This window comes from Nonomuraea sp. NPDC003560 (assembly GCF_042878785.1).
Taxonomy (GTDB): domain Bacteria; phylum Actinomycetota; class Actinomycetes; order Streptosporangiales; family Streptosporangiaceae; genus Nonomuraea.
Map to the genome: position 1 here is coordinate 99,854 of NZ_JBIAOF010000014.1, position 17,540 is coordinate 117,393.

A 17,540-nucleotide genomic window follows, 5' to 3' on the forward strand; every position below is an offset into this window, starting at 1 on the left:
CGCGGCGGCGGCTCTCGTCCCTCTAGCGGATCCGCAGCTCGCCGACCGGCCGGCCGCCGCCCAGCAGCGCCGGCCTGGCCAGCTCGGCCAGCTCGGGCGCGTCCAGGCCGAGCGAGCGCAGGGCCGCCACGGTGACGGGCACGCGGGCCCGCGACGAGCCGTCCTCGATCTTGATCGTGCCGGCTCGGCCGTCCTCGAACGCGAACGCGTCGAACGCCTCCGCGCCCGCCTTCAGCATCAGCCCGGGGATCGCCCGCATGAGCTTGGCCTCGGGCCGGTCGGTGCCGGAGGTCCACTCGGGGTGGGCGCGCATGGCGTCGAAGATGCGCCGCTCGAACGAGCCCTCCGCGGCCAGCGGGAAGGCCCGGAACGCCTTGGTCACGCCGAGCATCGAGACGAAGAACAGCGGCGCGCCGCAGCCGTCCACGCCGGAGGCGGCCACCCGCTCGCCGGTCAGGTCCTCGACCGTCGCGCGGATCGCGCGCTGGAGCGGGTGCGCGGGCTCCAGATAGGTGGTGAGCGGCCAGTCGTTGAGCACGCAGGTGGCCAGCATGGCGGCGTGCTTGCCGGAGCAGTTCATGTAGACCCGGCCGAACTCGGTCGAGGTGCGCTCGAACGGGTGGTCCTCCGGACACAGCAGGGCGGACTCATCCAGGCCCGCTCCGGCCAGGATGTTCCGTACGCCGTCCACGTGGAACGCCTCACCGGAGTGCGAGGCGCAGGCCAGCGCCAGCAGCTCACCCTCCAACTGGAGGCCGTTGCGCATCATGCCGAGCGCCTGCAGCGGCTTCATCGACGATCGCGGCGAGGCCGGCACGTGCACCGCTCCCCGCGTCTCCACCGGGACGCCCTGCGCGTCCACGGTGAGCATGCGGGCCAGATGGGTGGACTCCACGAACCCCGACCGGACAACCTCGACAACAAGCGACATTACGCGCCCCCTTTCGGCACGAGTCTACGAACAGTTCTTTCTGCGCCAGAATGGGATGCCATGCGAGCAGTCGTACAACGAGTGAGCTCGGCCTCCGTCGAGGTCGAGGGGCAGACGGTCGGCGCCATCGACGAGCCGGGGCTGCTCGTCCTGGTCGGCGTGACGCACACCGACACCCGCGCCGAGGCCGCCAAGCTCGCCGCCAAGCTGTGGGGCCTGCGCGTGCTGCACGGCGAGAAGTCGTGCTCCGACGTCTCCGCCCCGCTCCTGGTGATCAGCCAGTTCACCCTCTACGGCGACGCGCGCAAGGGCCGGCGCCCCACCTGGCAGGCCGCGGCCCCGGGGCCGGTCGCCGAGCCGCTGGTGGAGGCCGTGATCGAGGAGCTGAGGACGCTCGGCGCCAACGTGGAGACCGGCCGCTTCGGCGCCGACATGAAGGTCTCGCTGGTCAACGACGGGCCGATCACGCTCGTCCTCGACATCGACGCCTAGCGGGGTCAGCGGATCCGGCGGCGCAGCGAGGGGTCGATGCTGACGTTGCGACCGGCGTCCGGCGGCACGACGACCTCCTGGGCGGCGGCCACGCCACCGGCCAGCAGCGGCGCGTCGACCGGGACCGTGCGCTTGACCACGGCCAGCGCGATCGGGCCCAGCTCGTGGTGGCGGGCGGCCGAGCCCACGACGCCGATCTCCTGGCTCTCGAAGATCACCGGGTCGCCGTGCGCGGGCAGGGTGTCGACGCTGCCGTCGAGGTGCAGGAACACCAGGCGGCGCGGCGGGTGGCCCAGGTTGTGGACGCGCGCGACCGTCTCCTGGCCGCGGTAGCAGCCCTTGCTCAGGTGCACGGCCGAGCCGATCCAGCCCACCTCGTGGGGGATCGTCTTGTGGTCGGTCTCGAAGCCGAGCCGCGGCCGGTGAGCCTCGATGCGCAGCGCCTCGTACGCCCACAGCCCCGCCAGGGGCCGGCCCAGATGATCGGCCAGCTCGGCCCGCGGCACCAGGAAGTCTTCGGTGGCCGTGGAGAGCACCGCCAGGTCGTCGGCCCGCGACACCTCCACGCGCAGCATGAACCGCATGCGGTCGAGATAGTCGACCAGGCTCTGCGCCGTGCCGGGCTCGACGTGCGCCAGCACGCTCTCGCCGTCGTCGACCAGCGTGAGGTGGTGCAGGACGCGGCCCTGGAGGTCGAGGTCGAGCGTCTGGGTCCACTGGCCGGGCGTCAGCGTGTCGAGCTTCTGCGAGGTCAGGTCGTTGAGCCATTTCAGCCGGTCGACGCCGGAGACGCGGATCACCTCGCGGTTGCTGCGGTCGACGACCGCCTCACCCTTGGCCAGCGCGCGCTGCTCGGCGAACAGGTCGCCATAGTGCGCGGCTACGTCGGCGTCCGGCCCGTCGGCCGCGACGGCGCCGGGGAGATCGAGCAGAGGGCTACGCATGCATCCAAGGCTATCCGCCCCCGCGACGACGCCCGACGCCGGTGCCCGACGCCGGTGCCGCGGGTCAGCGGCAGTTGCGGCAGCGGCCGAACACCGTGAGGTGATGGACGTCGGCCGCGAACCCCAGCTCCTCGTCGAGCCCCTTCACCAGCCCCTCGGCCAGCTCGGGACGCACCTCGAAGACCTCGTCGCAACCCCGGCACACCAGGTGGACGTGGTCGGCCTCGGCCGCCAGGTGGTAGGTCGGCGCGCCGTGACCGAGGTGGGTGTGGGTGACCATGCCGAGCTCTTCGAGCAGTTCGAGCGTGCGGTAGACGGTGGAGATGTTGACCCCGCGCGCCGTCTCGCGCACCTTGGTGCAGATCTCCTCGGGCGTCGCGTGCTCCAGATCCTTGACCGCTTCGAGCACGAGCTGCCGCTGCGGGGTGACCCGGTAGCCCTTGGCGCGGAGTTCCTCGTGCCACTGCGTCTCGGTCATGCCCCCGAGTGTAAAGCGCACGATCGCCTGTTCGCGGCCGTCCGATAATTACTTGCCCCCGGCGCTCGCGACCGCATAGCTTCGTGAGTACGCGGAAAGGAGGTGGTCCGAATAATGGATAGTCATAGTCGGGCTAGCGAGGTGGTTGTCCGCTAGCGCTGCGGACTGTTGTCTCGTGTCGCAAGCGAATCCGAGGCAACCACCGGGGCCCCTGGCAGCCGGAGGGCGGGATGACGCATCCCGGCCATTGGTCCATCCGGCCCGTCTGCCCGGCAGGCGGAGTGTTGCCCGGGGCCCTTCTTTGTTTTCTCCCTCAGTGTTCCCCGTGGGGTTCGATCCCCAGTTCGGCGCAGGCCGCCCGGTAGAGGCGCACGACCGCCTTGCGCACCTGGGCGCGCTCGGTCAGCGTCTCGCCCCACGGCACGCGCACCCGCTCGCCGCCGTCGACCGTGAACTCCATGGCCTCGGCGTCGACGTCGCTGGTCACCGCCGAGGCGGCCTGCGGACGGCCGCCGAGCCCGCGCACGATGACCAGGGCGTCGCCGGTGTGGTCGTCGTTCATGTGCCGCTTGATCGCCTCGACGGCGTCGGGGGTGAAGGGCGAGGTCATGCTCAGGACACCTTCTTCAGCTCGGCCGACATGTGGTCGGTGAGCGGGTGGCCGACGGCGGCCATCTCGTAGGCCCACATCAGGTTGCCGTTGACCAGGCCGTAGAGGCGGTGGCCCGCGGTGTACTCCTTGGCCGTGGAGGTGCGGGCCACGACGTCGGTACGCAGCTCGATCTTGTGGAAGACCACCTCGCCGATGTAGATCTCGACGATGCCGGTCGGGTGCGCGAGCACCACCTCGATCTGCCGGTCGGGCTGCGGACGCCAGTAGCCGGACTCGGTGGCCAGCGGCCTGACCCGGTTGCCGTCGTTGTCGAGCAGCCAGGTGCGGCTGACGTAGGTCAGGAACGGCTTGCCGTTGTGGCCGAACTCGATCTCCTGGCCGAAGTTGAAGCTCTCGATCGTCGGATAGCCGCCCACGCCGGCGCCCTCCCAGCGGCCGAGCAGGAACGCGATCTGCTCCAGAGCGGGGTGCACCTCAGGTTCTTCCATGCTCACCAAGCCTAGCGCCGGTGGCTAACCTTCTGGATCGGGGAGACGTTTCGCCGGGGGGAGCCGCGATGCTGGATGCCTGGGCCGTGCCGCCGCACGTCGACGTGCTGTTCGTGGGCGCCCATCCGGACGACGAGTACCAGTCGTTGTCCACGTTCGGGCAGTGGCGCGAACGCCTGGGGCTGACCACCGGGGTCGTGACGGTCACCCGCGGCGAGGGCGGCGGCAACGCCGCCGGGCCGGAGAAGGGCGCGGCGCTCGGCCGGATCAGGGAGGCCGAAGAGCGCGAGGCGGTCGCGCACGCGGGCATCCGCGACGTCTTCTACCTGGACAGACCGGACTTCTGGTACACGCTGTCGGCGCCCCTGACCGCCCGCGCGTGGGGGCCGGGCACCCTCCGGCGGCTGGTCGAGACGATCAGGGCGACCAGGCCCTCGACCGTGGTCACGATGGACCCGCGGCCCTTCAACCAGCACGGCGGGCACCAGCTCGCCGCCCGGCTGGCCGTCGAGGCGTTCCGGCTGGCCGCCGACCCCGCCGCGTTCCCCGGGACGGGCGCGCCCTGGCGGGCCACCCGGCTGCTGACCCAGAACTGGGGGCTGCGCGGCCCCGTGGGCCCCGGCTGCGCGACGGCCGGCCTGCGCGACCCGGCCACCGGGCTGCCGCAGCTCGGCGTCTGGGCGGGCGCCTGGTCGCCGCGCCACCGCGCCACGTGGGCCCAGCGGGAGCGCGACGCCGAGCGCGTGTACCGCACGCAGGGGTTCGCCGCGCGGCCGGCGAAGGTGGCCGGGCCGTTCGGGTGCGACTGGTTCTCGGTCGTCTTCGACGGCGGGCGGCCGGTGCCGGCTCCCGTCGTCGAGCAGGCGGGCCTGCGTCCGCTGTACGCCGAGTTCCGCGACTGGGCGCGCGCGACCGGCCTGCCCTGGCTGGCCAACCGGGCGCAGCCCGACTACCCCGAGCCGCCGGCCACCACGCTCCCGGTCGCCGGGCGTGCCCCCGTGCTCGACGGCGTCGCCTCCCCCGGCGAGTACGCGGGCCAGGCCCTGCACCTCGCCCACTGGGAGGGCGAGCGCTGCCCGGCGGCCGACTGCGCCGCGACCGCCCGGCTGACCCGCCACGGCGCCGACCTCTACGTCCAGGTCGAGGTCACCGACGAGGCACGCGGCGCGGCCCTCGACGAGTGCGAGCGCCACTGGCGCACCGACGCGGTCGAGATCGCCCTCGACCCGCGCGGCGACTCCGACGACACCTCGACCACGTTCAAGCTGGGCGTCCTGCCTTACACCGCCGAGGGCGGCCCGTGCGCGGCCCGGGACGCCGACGCCCGCCAGGGCCCCGCCCCGCGGGTGGGCGTGGCGTCCGCGGCCCACGACGGCGGGTACGGCGTCGAGGTGCGCATCCCGTTCGCGCTGCTGCCCGCCCCGCCCACCGCGCTGAGAGCGAACGTGCTCGTCTACGACTCCGACACCGGGGACAGGACCGGGCAGACGCGCCTGGCCTGGTCGCCGTTCGGCAGCGCCCAGGCCGATCCGTACGTGTGGGGCCGCGTCGGTCGGGGTTAGGGTGACGCCATGGCACGATCTTTGGTGATCAAGGTGACCGCGGGGGCGGACGCCCCTGAGCGGTGCAACCAGGCATTCACGGTGGCGGCGGCCGCGCTCGCGAGCGGCGTGCCGGTCTCCCTCTGGCTGACCGGCGAGTCGTCGTGGTTCGCCCTGCCGGGGCGGGCCAAGGAGTTCTCCCTGCCCCACGCGGCGCCGCTGGCGGACCTGCTGGAGGCCGTCCTGGCGGCCGGCCGGGTGACCCTGTGCACGCAGTGCGCCGCCCGCCGCGACATCACGGTCGACGACGTGATCGAGGGCGTGCGCATCGCCGGCGCGCCCGCGTTCGTGGAGGAGGCGGTCAGCGAGGGCGCCCAGGCCCTGGTCTACTAGGCCGTCAGCCGGACAGGACGGTGCTCAGCCGCTCCTGGCGCAGGGCCTCGTAGCGGGAGTCGTCGAGGGGCGTCAGCTCGCCCACGCGCCACGACAGCAGCAGGTCGGCCAGGGCCGGGTTGCGCGCCAGCGCCGGGCCGTGCAGGTACGTGCCCACCACGTGGCCCGCGTAGCAGCCCTCGAAGCCGTCGCCGTTGCCGACCCCGGCGACCGTCTTGGACAACGGCCGCACGCCCGGGCCGAGGTGCGTGACGCCCATGTGGTTCTCGAAGCCGGTCAGCGTGGGCAGGTTGAGTGCGGCGTCGACCTCGGCGACCAGCTCGCCCACGGCCCGGGCGGGGCCGCGCGAGCTGGCGATGTCGAGCAGGCCGATGCCGTCGACCGGCTGGCCCTCCTCGCCGCCGAACGTGCTGCCCATGATCTGGTAGCCGGCGCACACGGCCAGCATCGCCGCGCCCCGGGCGATGGCCCGCTGGAGGCCGCCGTCGCGGCGCAGGCGCTGGGCGGCCAGGATCTGCGGCCGGTCTTCGCCGCCGCCGATCAGGTAGATGTCGCCGGTCTCCGGCACGGGGTCGGCCGAGCGGACGTAGACGGTCTCGACCTCGATGCCCCGGCGCTGCGCACGCTGCTCCAGGACGAGCACGTTGCCCTGGTCGCCGTAGGTGCTCAGCAGGTCGGGGTAGATCCAGACGATGCTGAGGGCGCTGTCAGACGGCACGTCCGAACTCCGATCGGATCTGCTGGAAGGCGGTGTAGTTGGCGATCACGTCGACCCGGCCGGGCGGCTGCATGGCCAGCGCCTCGGAGAACGAACTGCACAACGTGAACGGCACGTCGGCCACGTCGAGCCGGAGCGCCAGGTCGAGCCGCCGCTCACCGGTGACGAAGACCGGACGGCCGCGCAGGATGCGGTAGTCGACGTCCCACAACCACGAGGTGTCGCGGCCGTCGGGGCCCTGCGCGTTGACCGAGAGGATGATCGGCAGTTGCGGGTCGGCGACGTCGAAGGCCTCCAGCCAGCCCGCCGGGTTCTTGGCCAGCAGCAGCCGCGCGTGGCGGCCCTCGCGCTCGACCGTGGTGTAGCGGCCGGCCACCGAGGTGACCTCCCGCAGCCGCGGCAGCGCCCGGTCGACGGGCAGCCCGAACGCCTCGGCCACGGCCAGCGCCATCACCGCGTTGGAGCGGTTGGCCAGGCCGGGGAGCTGGATGTCGAGCATCCACCGCTGCCCGCGCGGGTCGATGGCGACGTCGTCGTCGAGCACCCACTGCGGCTCTGGACGGTGGAAGGTGCACTCACGGCAAGACCAGTCGGCGTCTTTGCGGTCGAGGGGGCCGCCGCACTCGGGGCAGCACCAGGAGTCCTCCTTCCAGCGCTGGCCGCCGGCGACCCAGGTGACCTTGGCGGCGGTGGAGGCCCCCCAGGTGACGAGGGGGTCGTCGCAGTTGGCGATGACGTGCGTGGGCCTGCCCGACAGCGCCCTGCGCCACTTCTGCGCGAGCAGCCAGATCTCGGCCGCGCGGTCCATCTGGTCGCGGCTGAGGTTCATCAGGCAGACGACGCCGGCGCCGGTGGTGTCGAGCACCTCCGGCAGGTACTTCTCGTCGACCTCCAGCACGCCGTAGGGGGCGCCCTTGTGCTGGGAGAGCGCCGAGACGTGCCCGGCCGGCATGTTGGCGCCGAAGGCGTTGGTGGCGACCTCGCCCATCTCCAGCAGCGCGGAGGTGATCAGCCTGGTCGTGGTGGTCTTGCCGTTGGTGGCGCTGACCAGGGCCAGCTTGCGGTCGCGGGCCAGCTTGCGCAGGAGGTCGGGTTCGAGCATCAGGCCCACCCTGCCGCCGATCACCGAGCCGTCACCGCGCCCGGTCATCCGCGAGAGCGTGGCAGCGCTGCGTCCCAGGGCGCTGGCGAGCTGAGCCCGCAGAGGAAGCTGGGTCATGCACATGGATCCTAGTCGCCGTTGAGTCCTACTCTGGAGTCGCACACGAAAACGCGGCCCGGTTGGTAGCCCGGGCGAAGCATCACGTATCCGCCCTTCCAGGGATGTCCGGTGTGCCGGAGGCGGCCTGTCCAGGTCGCTTTCCCGGCATGTCTGGTGAAGGGCGGAGAAGATGGTCACGTTGTCGGTCTATTTGGACGGCCCGTTCTGGGTCGGGGTGCTGGAGGTCGCCGAGGGCGGGCGGCTGCGGGCGACCCGGTTCACCCTCGGGTCCGAGCCCACCGATCCCGAGCTGCACGCGTTCCTGATGCGCCATGGCGTTTCGCTGCTGGAGCAGGCCCATGCCGCGCCCGCCGTGGCCGGCGGGGAGCGGGCGCGGCGGGTCAACCCCAAGCGGGCGGCCAAGCTGGCGGCGCGGGCCGCCGCCCAGGTGTCCGTACGGAGCACGGCCGCGCAGGAGGCGATGCGGCTGGAGCTGGAGAGCCGCAGGCAGCAGGCCGCGCAGGGACGTCGGGAACGGCGGCGCGAGCTGGCCGAGCACAAGCGCGAGGTGGCCCGCCGCAAGCGCCTCGAACGCCGCCGCGACCGCTGACCCGTCCCCCGGGCGGGCGTCAGGCCGAGGGGGCGTCGACGAAGGCGATCTCCGGGGCGCCCCCGTGGTCGAACGGCAGGACGAACCGCTGCGGCCACGACAGCACCCCCTCCAGCCAGCCCGCGCCCATCGTCTGGCCGACGTGCCTGATCCTGGCCGACGCCTCGATGCCGATCGCCACGTTCGTGATGTCGCGCTGCACGCTCTCGTTCTCGTCGTCGCCCAGGATGACCCGCCAGGCCAGGGCCCGGTTGTGGTCCACCTCCATGGACAGCGGGTGGTGGCGCAGGGCCTTGGCGCGGTGGCCGAGCAGCTCGGCGTGCACCAGGTCGGCCGTGCCGTTGCCGTTGGACTGGCGGAACAGCGCGTACTCCATGGGCGGGGCCGGGCTGCGCAGGTTGGGGGCGGGCTGGCCGTACGGGAAGAGCCGGTCGACCTCGTGCAGCCAGCGCACCTGCGGGATCACCCACGACGCGCCCGGACGGTCGCCGCCCGGCTCGGCCCCCGACAGCAGCCGCGCGGCGACCTCGGCGGCCTTCTCGGTGAGCAGCGCCGGGTCGAACCAGCTCCGCAACGACCAGGCCCGCCGCTGGACGGCGCGTTCGACCAGCGTGGCGAGCAGGCACTCGCGGCGGCGGGCGGGCAGCTCGCCCCAGGCGGCCGACAGGGCGCGCGGCACGCCGGGCAGCGGCCGGTTGCTGACGAAGGCGAGCACGACCGTGTCGCACCAGATGCGCAGCCACGCCCAGTCGGGCCCGTCGGCGAGCACGTCGGCCTCTCTGAGCTCCACCAGGGTGCACGCCTGGCCGGTACGGCACTGCGCCCCGCACGCGGCCGACCTGCGCCCGCGGATGGGCGGCTGGGGGCCCGGCAGCGGCTTCTCCCGCGACTCGCCCAGCGGGACGCGCACCCGCAGCGGCCGGTCCATGCCGTCGGCGAAGACCGCGGCCGAGCCGGGCTGGAGCGAGACGACGTGCCTGGACTGCTCGTCGCTGAGGTTCATGGCCGCGCCGACGAGCTTCCTGTCGTCCTCGGCGGGCAGCCGGTGGACGACCTTCAGCGCGGTGTTCTTCACGACGTCGGAGACGAGCTTGGTCGGGATCTGCTCGGCCACCACGATGCCCTCGCCGTACGCCCTGATCTCGGCGAGCAGGCCGGCCAGGAGCTCCACGGCGTGCGTGGAGGCCCGGCCGTGGCCGCGGTCGCGCAGCAGCCGGTGGGCCTCCTCGATCACGATGACGTGCCGCAGCCCGGCCGACTTCTCCTTCCTGGCCCGCATGCGCAGGTGCTCGACGATCCGGATGATCAGCGTGCCCATGAGGAACGCCTTGTCCTCGTCGTTGGCGACGTCCTCGATGGCCAGGACGACGTTGCGCTCCAGCAGGCCGCCGATGTCGGCCGGGTGGCCGCCCTCGAAGAAGCGCCCGGCCGAGCCGACCCGCAACGACCGCAGCCTGAGCGAGATGAAGCCCTCGACGTCGGCCTGGACCTCGCGGCCGTAGCCGATCTCCTTGATGACGTCCATGGCGTGCTGCTGGAGCTGTTCGAGCGTCGGCACGCTGGGCGGGACGTTCGAGCCGGGCACGGCGCCGCCGGTCACGACGTCCCAGCCGGTGGCCTCGTAGACCCGTTGCAGGGACAGCGACATGATCTGCGGGAACGGCTCCTCGGCGTCGAAGGCGGCCATGAACAGCGCCCTGATCATGTCGATGTGCGCCTGGACGGGGTAGCCGGGCTCGGGTTCGAGCGGGTTGACGCTGAGCGGCACGCCCTCGGGGGCCGACGGGTTGATCACCGTCACCGGGTCGGCGATGCGGCCGGCCATGGCCGCGTACTCGGACTTGGCCGGCTCGATGGCCAGCCACGGGATACGCGCCTCGCTGAGCTGCTCCAGCAGGTGCCGGACGGTCTGGGACTTGCCCGAGCCGGTCGCGCCGGTGACGAACGCGTGCCTGTTGAGCGTGGCCAGGGGCACCCGGAAGCTGCCCACGCCTCTGTCCTGGCCGTCGAGGATCTCGCCCAGCTCCAGCTCGCCGCCGTCGGCCTCGGACGTCACGTCGAAGAAGCCGGAGTCGAGCACGCGCACGCCGGGCACCTCGCGCCTGGGCAGCCCGGCCAGCGCGGCCAGCGCACCGGCGGTGGCCGCGAAGGGCGCGGCGGCGCCGTCGGCCGGGTCCTGCATGGTGATGGCCAGGGCCTCCGACAGCGCGTAGACCGCGCCGTGCGCGCTGCGCAGCCGGTACGGGTGGTGGCTCATCTCGACCGACCCCACGAGCACGGGCGCGATCTGCCGCAGCTCCTCGGCGGTGGCCCCGCCGGCCAGCACGCGCACGTTCCACAGGCCGGCCTCGCGGAAGGCGTCGAGCTCCTGCATGCGGCGCTCGGCCCGTTCGGCGTCGAACCGGGAACGCTCGGAGGCGTCGCCGTACTGCCGCAGGACGTTGAGCTGGGTGCGCAGGTGCGCCACCTCGGCGTCGAGCAGGTCGGTCGGCTCGGCCACCACCAGCCAGGCGAACGGCCGCGACATGAGCGTGACCAGCGTCGACTCGAACAACGTGGGCCGCTTCAGCTCGTCGGGGTCGGACCCGGCGAACTCGCGTCCCCGCCCGCCCAGCGGCGGCGCCTGGCGGCCGGGGCACGGCGTCCAGACCAGGTCGGCGAGGTCGGCCAGGTACTCCTCGTCCAGCTCGACGCCCCGCGCGCCGCCCGGGAACAGCAGCGGCTGGGGCCCGGTCGGCAGACCGGGCACGTCGGTCGCCCTGCGCGGCTGGCGCGGCGGCGAGAGCGGGCCGGCATTGGTGATCAGTTCGAGCGGCGCCCCGGAACCCCGCGACAGCCACCCGATGACGAACGGCCGGTCACGCTGCGCCGCCGACAACACGGCGGGCAGCACGGTGACGAAATCCCATTCCGCCGACGAGCTTCGCGAGGGTGCGGCGATCGACTGGATCCGATACCAGGGCCCGCTCAGCGAGACACTCGGCTGCATCTTCAATTCCCCCACAGTCGGTTCTCAGTAAAATCCCGCTGATCGTCAGCTCCTCACCACGCCCTTGACCAGGTCATTGCCTGCCCTTGCGCCAGTCAAGGCGTGGCGGTGGTGGCCCGAGGTTGGGCGGCGGCTCCTCGCCCTCGTCCTTCGCCTCCAGGGCCAGCACGGCCTCGCGCACCTCCTCCAGGTCGCCGAGCGTGGTCTTGGGGAAGGTGAGGATGGCCGGGTTGGCGTCGGCCAGCCGCACCCGCCTGCCCTCGGCGGTCGCGTCGGTGACGATCACGGACGTCGTGGGGAGCTGCTGGAGCTGGTGCGGCTCGACCAGGAACTCGCGCGACCGGTGGAGCACGCGCTCGGTCTCGGAGATCTTGTCGGCCGTCCGGCCCCACTCGGTGGACTCGGTGATGTCCTCGACCAGGTCGGCGTGGCCGTCGCCGCGGTCGTGGCGGGCGTCGTCCACCTGGGAGATGGTGGAGGTGTAGCCGCCGTCGAGGCCCGGCAGGGCGTCGCTGATCGTCTCGGTGAGCTGGGCCAGCTCCAGCCGGTGCTCGGTGCCGACGTGCTCGCTGGCGACCCGGGCGTCCTCGGCGTTGCCGAGGCGCATGAACGCCACGGCCGCGTGGCCGCGCCCCAGCCGCTCCTTCACGGTGGGGGTCAGGCTCCGGTACGTCAGCACCAGCCCGGTACGCGAGGTCTCGCACGCGTCCATGAGCCGGTCGAGCACGTCGCCGCGGAGCTTGTCGGCGCCGGCCACGATGATCGTGTGGTACCAGGGCCGGTCGGAGGCGGGCGACTGGCGCAGGATGTGGGTGAGCGCGGTGGCGACATACGTGCCGAGCACCCGGTTGCCGAACACCCCGGCCTGCCGGTCCATGCTCACCACGCGCAGCCGGGCGGGCGGCAGCCGCACCGCCTGGGTGCCGAGCGTCTCCAGCTTGCGCAGCTGCGACTCAAGGGCCCAGGCGCGCTCGATCACCACCCGGTCGCTCACGCCGCGGCCGAACAGCGTGCCGATGCGTTCGAGCTGGGTCGCGGTGATCAGGCCGAAGCGCAGGTCGTCGCGCGGGTCGCCGACCTGCGCCAGGGCCCGCAGGGCGGCGGTGACCTGGCTGATGGTGGCGTTCTCGCCGAGCACTTCGAGCACCCGTTCCAGGATGGCGTTGTCGAAGCTGAGGTCGCGGGTGGTGCGGTGCTCCTCGCTCACGCTCACCACGTGGGCCAGCACGTCGGCGAACGCCTCCGGCTTGAGCGTGGCCCCGAGGTCGAGCTTCGGCAGGTCGACCGGCAGCACCCAGACCAGCGGGTCGTCGCCGCCCTTGCGGGCCAGCTCGATCAGGTCTTTGGCGATCGCGCCCTCCGACAGGTCGAGCACGGTGAGGTGACCGCCGCTGTAGAGCCGGGTGGCGCCGAGCAGCGTGATCAGCGCCGACCAGCCGGGCAGCGTGCCGCCGGCCACGTCGATGCGGTCGATCTCGTCGGGGACGGCGACGGCGTACCAGGTGAGCTGGCGTTCGTGGCGCTCCTTCGACTCCTGCCAGTCGCGGTAGCGCCGGGCGTGCTCCTCCTGGGCGCGGAACAGCTCCTTGTCACGTTCCTGACGTTGCCGGTCGTCCCTGGCCTGCTGTTCGAGCACTCGGTAGCGGACCGCCCGGTCGCCCTGGAGCAGGGCGTAGGTGCAGATGCCCGCCACGCCGCCGGCCGCGACCAGCCCGAGGAGCGCGAACGACCATCCCAGGTAGCCGCTGACCGCGGCCACGAGGATCAGCGCGGACATGGTCAGGCTGATGGCCCGGATGACGCGTACGGGCCGGTTGAGCATGTCCTCCTGGAGCCGCTCGCGGCGCAGCGCCTCGGCCGCCGCCCGGCCGGACGACTCCGCGTCCGGCGCCGGCTCCTTCTCGGGCGAGGGACGCTTGGGCGGCGGCCCCGGGTCGGGATGCAGCAGGATGTACTGCCACCCCAGGTAGATGCGGTCCGCCTGGAGCTGGGCATGCTCGGGATGCACGTCCGCCACGTGACCCTCCGGCCGCGATATGTCGTTAGTTGCAGGGGCCAGCCCTTTTCCGCTCCGTGACAGCGTATGAGCTTCCACCCCCGTAGCGGCAGGGTTCGCGGCAATTCCCCCCGCCAGAAGGGACCATTGCGGCAGATGGGGCAACCGTGACCTATTACCATCCATACCCATGACGGAACCCTCCGGCGACAGCAGGCCGAGACGCCCGGTGGCGGTGCCCATCCTGGCTCTCGTGGCGGTCACGGCCGTCGGCATCACGGCCTTGCTGGGCGGGCTGAACGAGGCCCCCGACAAGGGCCCCGACCTGCTCGGCCAGGGCGCGACGCTCGACCAGGGCCGTTACTCCACGCGCTTCGTCGAGTCGCGGGTCAAGGTCGAGCGGGCCAAGACGCAGTTCGACGAGGACAAGCGGTTCGTGGAGCTGGTCTTCGAGGTCACCAACAAGGGGGACGAGACCTCCAGTGTCGGCCTGCCCCCCGACCCCGCGCAGCCGGACAAGGCGTGGCTCGGCTCGTCCTTCGCCGACTCGCTGGTCGCCATCAGCCCCAAGTTCTCCAAGGAGTCGGGGCCCTTCGTCTACGCCCTGGACAAGGGCGACGAGACCCGGCAGCTCCACCCCGGCGTGACCAGCCAGGTCCTCGTCCGGTACCGGCTCGGCGCCACCGAACGGCCGCCGGACAAGATCACGTTCGACGTGGCCACCTTCGAGTACGTCCCCGGCTTCCAGGACGAGCGGCTGCAGTGGCAGATGGTCGCCAAGGAGAAGGACGACAAGTTCTACCCCGAGGTGAAGGCCCGCGTGACGCTGCCGGTCAAGGCGGGTGAGGGGGCATGACCGCCACCCAGCCGCGTTCCTCCGCCGTCCCCGAGCGCCCCGAGCGGCCCGGCCGCCGCGCCGGACGCGGGCCGGGCGGCGGCTCCAAAGTGCTCAACGCCTGCGCCGGGCTGCTGCTGGCGGCCGCCGCCGTCGGGCTGCAGACGTTCCACCTGACCGCCAACGAGGCGAGCGCCAGGGTGACCTACACGGGCGCCAAGGGCGAGGACGTGGACGCCAGGCGGTTCACCGTCCGGCTCGACTCGTTCCTGGCCGCCAAGACGATCCAGAACAGCGACGAGACCATCACGACGGACAACCTGTTCCTCGTCGTCAACGCCTCGGCCAGGTCGAGCCTCAAGCCGTACCACCTGGGGCAGCCGCAGCTGCTGACCGCGGACGGCAAGAAGTTCCAGGCCACCGACCGCGTGGCGAGCACTCTGACGCTGGCGAACACGTGGGTCCAGCCCGACATCTGGGTCAGCGGGCGGTTCTTCTTCGAGGTTCCTCCATCGGCGCTGCCGGGGGCGCGGGTGGTCTTCGGGCTGCCGGCCGAGATGCTGGTGGAGCCGTTCCAGCCGGAGGTCGAGATCGACCTCCGGCTCGACGAGGAGGCCGCGCGCAAGCTCGCGGCCTCGCCGCAGGCCGTCTACTCCACCGTCAAGAAGTGATCGCACTGTGAGCACGAACGAGCGCGACTGGTTCGCCCCCAGGAACGACCACCACTCCGAGGACCCCGCTCCGGCCCCCTCGGCCTTCCCGCCTCCCCCGGCGCCCGCGGACCCCGCGACCCCGCCGGGGGCTCCGGCCTTCCCCCCGCCCTCGGCGGAGCAGCCGCCCGCGGCGGGGCCGATGCCGCCTGCGCCGCAGACGCCGCTGCCCGCCAGGCCACGCCGCCGCCGTACGGGCTCGCCGCGCGACCGCGCCACCCCGCCGCCGGCCCGCCCCACGCCGCCTCCCGGCTACGGCCCCGCCCCCTCGGGCCCCGTTCCCTCCGGCCACGCGACTCCCCCGGCCGGCCCCGCGGGGGCGCCTCCCGGTCACGACGCGCGGCCTCCGGGCCGTGGCGGCGCGCAGCAGCCCGGCCCGGGGATGCCCGGCGGGCCCGGTCGGGGGCGGTTCGTGCATCCGGACCAGCAGGTGTGGCCGCCGGCCCCCCGCGAGTCCTCAGGAGGCAGCACCCAGCCGTTGCCCGCCATCCGGCCCGGCATGGCCGTGCCGTCCCCCCAGCGCCCCCCGGCCGCGGCCGCCGTACCGCCCGTGGAGCAGCCGCCGGCGGCCCCGCAGGACGCCCGGCCGCCCAGGCGCGGCCGGCTGATCCTGGTCGCCGCGGGCGCCGCCGTGGCCTCCGTCCTCGCCATGGGCCTCAACACCTACGACGGCTACCGCTTCTACGACACGACCGTCACCGACGGCATAAAGATCAACGAAGTCGCCGTCGCCCCCGGCCAGTCGGGGAAGGTCCACGACATCGAGTGGCGGGCCGCCCTGAAGGCCGTCCAGGCCCCCGAGGGCAGCAAGCACGGCCCCGAGGTCACCTGGCTGAAGGTGGACATCACCCAGAAGCTCCTCGACGAGTCCAGCGCCACCATGACCGCCCCGCCGGACAGGGCCAAGCTGGAGGACCGCGCCGGCCGGACCTGGACGGTGGAGTTCACCCCTGGCGACCGCCCGACGGACCGGCTGGAGCTGGGCAAGGAGTACAAGTTCGAGGGCATGGCGATCGTCCCGGCGCCGGTCGCGAACGAGGTCGAGCTCTCCTTCAGGGTCAGCGACTACCGCTCCGACACCCCGACTGCGGACTACTTCAAACGGGAGAAGGCCGGCAAGCCGGAGGCGGACGTGCTGCGGTTCACACGTCGCTGAGCGGCTCGCCCTTGAGCCGGGCCCGCGTGGCGGCCAGGTCGTACGTGGCCGCCAGCAGCGCCATGGTGAGCACGGTCACGACCAGCCCGCGCACGAACGTCACGGGCCCCTGCTTGTACGCCCACACCCACTCGGCCTGCGAGCCGACGAGCGTCACCACGGCGCGCTCGGCGTACTCGGCGCCCACGGTGAGGGCGACGTAGCTCAGGCACATCATGCCGAACAGCGGCGCGCCGCCCTTGGCGATCATCCGCAGCGAGTTGGCCAGCGGCAGCCAGCGGTCCCGGAAGCCGCCGGTCAGCTGGTCGAACGACCTCTTCGTGAGGTCGTGGCTGTCCTCCAGCCGGTCCACGCCCCGTTCGAACCGGGTGCCCTTGACCAGGCTGCGGGTCTCGTCGGAGTAGGCGCCGAACACCAGCATCGCCACGGTCAGCCAGGCCAGCGGGACGGCGACGCCGCCGATGAAGAACGGCCAGAAGTCGCTCACCGCGTCCGTGACCGTCTTCCACAGCGGCACGCTCTTCTCCGCCTGCTCCAGCAGGTCGTTGGTGCCGGCGACCACGCTGCGGTGCTCCACCCAGTCCGAGCGCAGCCCGGCGATGGCGACGGTGGCGTTCAGGCCGTAGAAGACGAAGGCGAACTCGGAGAAGGCGGCGCCGAAGCCGTACAGCTTGCCCTTGCCCTGCTCCACGAGCTTGGCGAACAGCCACTTCAGGCCGAACAGCACGACCATCGCGCCCAGCGAGACCCGCCAGTCGAGGTCGGTGAGGCCCTTGCCGACGTGGGTCTCCTCGCCGAACCAGGCCGCCGACTGCATGTCGTAGAAGTGGTGGTTCAGGTCCATCTGCTGGAGGGCGCGGGCGTCCTCCACGTGCCAGCCCCACGACAGGTAGAGCACCGCGAAGGCGGGGGCCACCCGGTCCAGCACCCGGAAGAAGCGCTCGTCCTCGACGCCCTCCTCCCGCCTCGCGCGCATCTCCCACAGCGCGCCGCGCAGGGTGTAGAGCATGCCCGTGGTGACCGTCATCGCCGCGAGGACGATCAGGGTCAGGAAGGTGACCGTGCCCACCAGCCGGAGCTGTCGCAGGTCGCCGTAGGCGAGCTCGGTGGCGGCGTACAGCAGGACGAAGCGCACGACCTGGCCCGCCGCGTACCAGAGGATCAGCGGCAGCGCGCAGTTCCCCGCGAGGCGCAGCGCGTGCAGGGGCAGCGAGTACGGCGACGGCATCCGCTGAGCCGGCGTAGGCCCAGGTCGGGGCGGCGCCATCACACCTGTCGATCCGGACATCTGCTGAATCGTAGCGGTCTGTCCCTTACGCCGCAGCCGCAACCCGTGGACAGCCTGTGGCCGGCGTGTTTCCAGGCCACTCCTGAGCAGTGGCGAATCCGGGAAACGACGATTCGGCCCCCGAGAGGCGGTCACACCGGACGAGCCTTGCGGCACG

17 protein-coding genes are annotated in these 17,540 nt (G+C 72.6%); 7 read left to right on the plus strand and 10 right to left on the minus strand.

Annotation, left to right across the window (positions count from 1 at the left end):
- Nucleotides 1–22: 22 nt before the first annotated feature.
- The gene (locus ACFYUV_RS41910) at nt 23–931 is read right to left on the minus strand and encodes an asparaginase (RefSeq protein ID WP_358289333.1); all 909 of its coding nucleotides are present in this window, start codon (nt 929–931) and stop codon (nt 23–25) included.
- Nucleotides 932–991: 60 nt separating this feature from the next.
- Between ACFYUV_RS41910 and dtd the strand changes: the two genes are divergently transcribed.
- Nucleotides 992–1,423, plus strand: a complete 432-nt coding sequence (gene dtd / locus ACFYUV_RS41915) for a D-aminoacyl-tRNA deacylase (RefSeq protein ID WP_387679376.1) — start codon at nt 992–994, stop codon at nt 1,421–1,423.
- 5 nt (nt 1,424–1,428) lie between these two features.
- On the opposite strand, the gene ACFYUV_RS41920 is transcribed toward dtd, so the two are convergent.
- From ACFYUV_RS41920 to ACFYUV_RS41935, 4 genes are all read right to left on the minus strand, one after another.
- Nucleotides 1,429–2,367, minus strand: coding sequence for a YgfZ/GcvT domain-containing protein (locus ACFYUV_RS41920; protein WP_387679379.1), 939 nt, complete (start codon nt 2,365–2,367; stop codon nt 1,429–1,431).
- A gap of 64 nt (nt 2,368–2,431) precedes the next feature.
- A complete protein-coding gene (locus ACFYUV_RS41925; RefSeq protein ID WP_357967168.1) occupies nt 2,432–2,845 on the minus strand; it encodes a Fur family transcriptional regulator in 414 nt (137 codons plus the stop codon).
- A 313-nt stretch (nt 2,846–3,158) separates the two neighbouring features.
- On the minus strand, nt 3,159–3,455 hold the full coding sequence (locus ACFYUV_RS41930; protein WP_387679382.1) for a DUF2470 domain-containing protein: 297 nt from the start codon (nt 3,453–3,455) through the stop codon (nt 3,159–3,161).
- A gap of 2 nt (nt 3,456–3,457) precedes the next feature.
- Nucleotides 3,458–3,946 (minus strand): FABP family protein, encoded by a 489-nt coding sequence (locus tag ACFYUV_RS41935; protein WP_352319740.1) that lies wholly within the window; start codon nt 3,944–3,946, stop codon nt 3,458–3,460.
- Nucleotides 3,947–4,014: 68 nt separating this feature from the next.
- Between ACFYUV_RS41935 and ACFYUV_RS41940 the strand changes: the two genes are divergently transcribed.
- Nucleotides 4,015–5,508, plus strand: coding sequence for a sugar-binding protein (locus tag ACFYUV_RS41940; RefSeq protein WP_387679385.1), 1,494 nt, complete (start codon nt 4,015–4,017; stop codon nt 5,506–5,508).
- 9 nt (nt 5,509–5,517) lie between these two features.
- Entirely contained in the window at nt 5,518–5,880 is a 363-nt protein-coding gene (locus ACFYUV_RS41945; RefSeq protein WP_352319743.1) for a DsrE family protein, read from the plus strand.
- Nucleotides 5,881–5,884: 4 nt separating this feature from the next.
- On the opposite strand, the gene ACFYUV_RS41950 is transcribed toward ACFYUV_RS41945, so the two are convergent.
- Both ACFYUV_RS41950 and ACFYUV_RS41955 read right to left on the minus strand, forming a co-directional pair.
- Nucleotides 5,885–6,598 (minus strand): glutamine amidotransferase, encoded by a 714-nt coding sequence (locus ACFYUV_RS41950; protein ID WP_352319745.1) that lies wholly within the window; start codon nt 6,596–6,598, stop codon nt 5,885–5,887.
- A complete protein-coding gene (locus ACFYUV_RS41955; protein WP_358289348.1) occupies nt 6,588–7,817 on the minus strand; it encodes a MurT ligase domain-containing protein in 1,230 nt (409 codons plus the stop codon). The genes ACFYUV_RS41950 and ACFYUV_RS41955 overlap by 11 nt, the downstream gene beginning before the upstream one ends.
- Nucleotides 7,818–7,998: 181 nt before the next feature.
- Here ACFYUV_RS41955 and ACFYUV_RS41960 point away from each other — a divergent pair, with 181 nt between their 5' ends.
- Nucleotides 7,999–8,409: a YjdF family protein gene (locus ACFYUV_RS41960; protein ID WP_387679388.1), complete on the plus strand. Its 411-nt coding sequence runs from the start codon at nt 7,999–8,001 to the stop codon at nt 8,407–8,409.
- A gap of 19 nt (nt 8,410–8,428) precedes the next feature.
- On the opposite strand, the gene ACFYUV_RS41965 is transcribed toward ACFYUV_RS41960, so the two are convergent.
- Together ACFYUV_RS41965 and ACFYUV_RS41970 are read right to left on the minus strand one after the other, a co-directional pair.
- A complete protein-coding gene (locus ACFYUV_RS41965; RefSeq protein ID WP_358289352.1) occupies nt 8,429–11,398 on the minus strand; it encodes an ATP-binding protein in 2,970 nt (989 codons plus the stop codon).
- Between the two features lie 73 nt (nt 11,399–11,471).
- Entirely contained in the window at nt 11,472–13,415 is a 1,944-nt protein-coding gene (locus ACFYUV_RS41970) for a hypothetical protein (RefSeq protein ID WP_358289355.1), read from the minus strand.
- A 169-nt stretch (nt 13,416–13,584) separates the two neighbouring features.
- Between ACFYUV_RS41970 and ACFYUV_RS41975 the strand changes: the two genes are divergently transcribed.
- From ACFYUV_RS41975 to ACFYUV_RS41985, 3 genes are read left to right on the plus strand one after another with little or no spacing between them, the layout of a single operon-like run.
- A complete protein-coding gene (locus ACFYUV_RS41975; protein ID WP_387679392.1) occupies nt 13,585–14,250 on the plus strand; it encodes a hypothetical protein in 666 nt (221 codons plus the stop codon).
- Nucleotides 14,247–14,900, plus strand: a complete 654-nt coding sequence (locus ACFYUV_RS41980) for a hypothetical protein (protein ID WP_387679395.1) — start codon at nt 14,247–14,249, stop codon at nt 14,898–14,900. The genes ACFYUV_RS41975 and ACFYUV_RS41980 overlap by 4 nt, the downstream gene beginning before the upstream one ends.
- A 7-nt stretch (nt 14,901–14,907) precedes the next feature.
- On the plus strand, nt 14,908–16,095 hold the full coding sequence (locus tag ACFYUV_RS41985; protein ID WP_387679398.1) for a hypothetical protein: 1,188 nt from the start codon (nt 14,908–14,910) through the stop codon (nt 16,093–16,095).
- On the opposite strand, the gene ACFYUV_RS41990 is transcribed toward ACFYUV_RS41985, so the two are convergent.
- Nucleotides 16,082–17,323 (minus strand): hypothetical protein, encoded by a 1,242-nt coding sequence (locus tag ACFYUV_RS41990; protein ID WP_387679400.1) that lies wholly within the window; start codon nt 17,321–17,323, stop codon nt 16,082–16,084. The genes ACFYUV_RS41985 and ACFYUV_RS41990 overlap by 14 nt on opposite strands.
- Between the last annotated feature and the right edge of the window lie 217 nt (nt 17,324–17,540).

Coding starts and splice junctions, on each gene's coding strand:
- ACFYUV_RS41935 (WP_352319740.1), bottom strand. CDS start 3,946: ATGGAAGAACCTGAGGTGCACCCCGCTCTGGAGCAGATCGCGTTCCTG.
- ACFYUV_RS41930 (WP_387679382.1), bottom strand. CDS start 3,455: ATGACCTCGCCCTTCACCCCCGACGCCGTCGAGGCGATCAAGCGGCAC.
- ACFYUV_RS41975 (WP_387679392.1), top strand. CDS start 13,585: ATGACGGAACCCTCCGGCGACAGCAGGCCGAGACGCCCGGTGGCGGTG.
- ACFYUV_RS41980 (WP_387679395.1), top strand. CDS start 14,247: ATGACCGCCACCCAGCCGCGTTCCTCCGCCGTCCCCGAGCGCCCCGAG.
- ACFYUV_RS41910 (WP_358289333.1), bottom strand. CDS start 931: ATGTCGCTTGTTGTCGAGGTTGTCCGGTCGGGGTTCGTGGAGTCCACC.
- ACFYUV_RS41940 (WP_387679385.1), top strand. CDS start 4,015: ATGCTGGATGCCTGGGCCGTGCCGCCGCACGTCGACGTGCTGTTCGTG.
- ACFYUV_RS41945 (WP_352319743.1), top strand. CDS start 5,518: ATGGCACGATCTTTGGTGATCAAGGTGACCGCGGGGGCGGACGCCCCT.
- dtd (WP_387679376.1), top strand. CDS start 992: ATGCGAGCAGTCGTACAACGAGTGAGCTCGGCCTCCGTCGAGGTCGAG.
- ACFYUV_RS41990 (WP_387679400.1), bottom strand. CDS start 17,323: ATGCCGTCGCCGTACTCGCTGCCCCTGCACGCGCTGCGCCTCGCGGGG.
- ACFYUV_RS41920 (WP_387679379.1), bottom strand. CDS start 2,367: ATGCGTAGCCCTCTGCTCGATCTCCCCGGCGCCGTCGCGGCCGACGGG.
- ACFYUV_RS41965 (WP_358289352.1), bottom strand. CDS start 11,398: ATGCAGCCGAGTGTCTCGCTGAGCGGGCCCTGGTATCGGATCCAGTCG.
- ACFYUV_RS41925 (WP_357967168.1), bottom strand. CDS start 2,845: ATGACCGAGACGCAGTGGCACGAGGAACTCCGCGCCAAGGGCTACCGG.
- ACFYUV_RS41955 (WP_358289348.1), bottom strand. CDS start 7,817: ATGACCCAGCTTCCTCTGCGGGCTCAGCTCGCCAGCGCCCTGGGACGC.